The organism is Vibrio sp. 10N.261.52.A1, from assembly GCF_002876325.1.
In the GTDB taxonomy this organism is placed as follows: Bacteria; Pseudomonadota; Gammaproteobacteria; order Enterobacterales; family Vibrionaceae; genus Vibrio; species Vibrio chagasii.
Genome location: NZ_MCYD01000925.1, coordinates 1 through 2606 on the forward strand (window position 1 = coordinate 1; position 2606 = coordinate 2606).

Consider the following 2606-nt stretch of genomic DNA (forward strand, 5'->3'; position numbering starts at 1 on the left):
AGTCACTATTTTAGGTATGAATTATGAGACTTCGATATATTGAATGTTGTCGTCTTGCCACTCAATGATAAGTTTTAGTGATACTAACTTTTCTTTACGTAACTTAGGTAATTGTTTGATCGCGTATTCGGTTTTCAGAGCCTCACTTTTCGACTGGGTCTCCATACTCCAAACTAACTTCAGCGGCCCCTTGCCTTTTAAGGCTTTGGCACCTTTACCAGTTTGGTGCTGCTCAAAGCGGCGTTGTAGATTATTGGTAACACCACAATATAAAGCGTTATGACGATTGCGGATCAGGTACACGACCCAATCCGCCTTGTTCTCAGATTCAGACATTTAAAGCAGAGATTCAACCAGAGCTTTCAACTCGGCCACTTCAGCTCTTAGGCTTGCAACTTCGGATTCTAGCTCTTCCAGCTTCTCTCTCGATGCTGACGGTGCTGCAACGCCTGCAGATGCCGTCGCAAACGCTTCAACATCGACTTCACCGCTGAGTAAATGCTGATAACGTGACTCACGCTTACCTGCTTCACGCGGTAGTTTAACAACCAATGCGCCAGCTTCACGGGTCGCTAACTTTTCGAGCGTTGCTTCCACCTCTTTTACATCAGTGAAATTCGCTAAGCGCCCTGTCCTCGTACGTAATTCGCCCGGCGTTTGTGGACCACGCAGTAACATACAACAGATGATCGCGCGCTCTTGTTCTGTAAATTGCAGATCACCAAATTCAGTATTGCAGAAGCGATGCTGATACTTATTAACACGACTATTAAAACTACTTTCGTCACTCACCATGCGGCGAGCAATCAAGCCATCAACGGCATCTAATACTTCTGACTCAGACAACGACAGAACAGGCTCTCGATTGCTTTTCTGATTACAAGCTGTGGTCAGACTGTTTAACGTAAGTGGGTAATGATCGGGAGTCGTCACTTCTTTTTCAATCAAGCAACCAATGATTCTCGCTTCAATTGGGGAAAGTACTGTGTTCATCGTTATTCCTTTTTATTATTTTGGTGATTCCGTCTCAGCACTAAACAATGCAGTCACCTAGGACTAGTGCTCAGACAAAATTGGTATTCGCTTCTTTCTACCCTGTTCATCAATCATTATGATCTTAGAACGGTTTAGCTCTATTTCCACGACTTCCAAATAAGTACGCTCTTTTACATACGCATCACGAAGCTTGTTTTGCTCTGCTGAAGGTTCAGTCGCTTTATCACCTGAATCTTCGGTTTCCAATTGTTGTTGATTCATTTCACATTTCGTATCAATGCAGTATCTACATTGGATACTAACTTGAACGGCGAGATAAAAACAATCACACATCGGTGAGAGTGACGAATAATTAAACAACCTTACTTTTGCTTTGATCTAAAGACTGTTACATCATCAATTGATGTGCTTTAATCAGAACCAGATAACGTATTTGACGAATAGGAAAAGGAATCTATGAGCAGCGTATTTGAAATTGTTAACCAAGCACGACGTAAGAACAAACTTAAGCGTGAACTGCTAGACAACGAAAAGAAAGTTCGTGACAACCGTAAGCGTGTCGACCTTCTTGATAACCTACTTGATTACATCAAGCCAGAGATGACTCACGATGAGATTCTAGGCATCATCAAAAACATGAAAGCTGACTACGAAGATCGTGTTGATGACCACATCATCAAGAGTGCAGAGATTTCTAAAGCTCGTCGCGACATCAGCCGTCGTATCCGTGAGCTGACAGAAGAAGACAAGCAAATCCAAGGTAAGAAGTAATCTTACAAAGTTGGATGACTTGTTTAGTAACCCACTCTTTGTAGTGGGTTTTTTTGTACCTAAATTCCAGTGTCTATACTTAAGCCTACGTATTTAATGATTCAAATATCATTATCAAGGTCAACGTAAGAAATGGAGTCAACTTATGTACTCAACCATTCTGATCACCTTAGCGCTGTCATCAACTCAACCCTATCCACAAGAGTTTGAGAGGCTTTATACCGAAAATACCGAAATCACTTATGACGATCTCGTGGTTGACGTTCATGGCTACAAGGTTCCGACTCGTTCGGCATTTCGAGGCTGGATGCTACTTAATCACGCTGAAGACAAAGTAAGAGAGATTGGACAGCAGCTCAAAGATGCTGGAATCACCCAAAGCATGCCTTTGCATCTGGTGCTATTACAAGGAACAGACTGGGCGATGAGCAACACCACCTTGTTTACTCTTCCTGATAAGAAGAACGTGCCGAATATGATCAACACCTTAAAATACATTCAACAATACATTGAGCCTGAAATCGGTGTGGTGATTCCTGTATCTGGTGAAAGAACTCAGCTTTATAACCAACAAGCTGGCGGTGCACTACGAAGTAAACACTTAGAATTCTGCGCCTTGGACCTAGTCCCAGCGAATGACATTACTCGAGAACAACTGCACGTAAAACTCAAAAAAATTCATGCTGAGTTTGGGCAGAAAAATAACGTTGGTCTGGGTTTGTATTCTGGTGTTCGTTTCCATATTGATACTTGTGGCTTTAGACAATGGTAAAAACACACTTAAAAGTCAAAAAGACATATAAATTGCAAGTGTCTTTTTGACTACAAAAGAGCAACAC

5 protein-coding genes are annotated in these 2606 nt (G+C 41.9%); 2 read left to right on the forward strand and 3 right to left on the reverse strand.

Annotated features, from left to right (window positions below; translation table 11 throughout):
• Positions 1 to 21: 21 nt before the first annotated feature.
• The 3 genes from BCT81_RS20120 to BCT81_RS20130 form a co-directional block, all read right to left on the reverse strand.
• The gene (locus BCT81_RS20120) at positions 22 to 336 is read right to left on the reverse strand and encodes a GIY-YIG nuclease family protein (protein ID WP_102425585.1); all 315 of its coding nucleotides are present in this window, start codon (positions 334 to 336) and stop codon (positions 22 to 24) included.
• Positions 337 to 993 carry a YceH family protein gene (locus BCT81_RS20125; RefSeq protein WP_102425586.1) on the reverse strand — a complete coding sequence of 219 codons (657 nt, stop codon included), beginning with the start codon at positions 991 to 993 and terminating at the stop codon, positions 337 to 339.
• A gap of 63 nt (positions 994 to 1056) precedes the next feature.
• Positions 1057 to 1257 (reverse strand): hypothetical protein, encoded by a 201-nt coding sequence (locus BCT81_RS20130; protein ID WP_102425587.1) that lies wholly within the window; start codon positions 1255 to 1257, stop codon positions 1057 to 1059.
• A gap of 195 nt (positions 1258 to 1452) precedes the next feature.
• Between BCT81_RS20130 and BCT81_RS20135 the strand changes: the two genes are divergently transcribed.
• Positions 1453 to 1767 (forward strand): DUF496 family protein, encoded by a 315-nt coding sequence (locus BCT81_RS20135; protein ID WP_004742367.1) that lies wholly within the window; start codon positions 1453 to 1455, stop codon positions 1765 to 1767.
• Between the two features lie 145 nt (positions 1768 to 1912).
• Positions 1913 to 2539, forward strand: a complete 627-nt coding sequence (locus BCT81_RS20140) for a D-Ala-D-Ala carboxypeptidase family metallohydrolase (protein WP_102425588.1) — start codon at positions 1913 to 1915, stop codon at positions 2537 to 2539.
• Positions 2540 to 2606 lie beyond the last annotated feature (67 nt).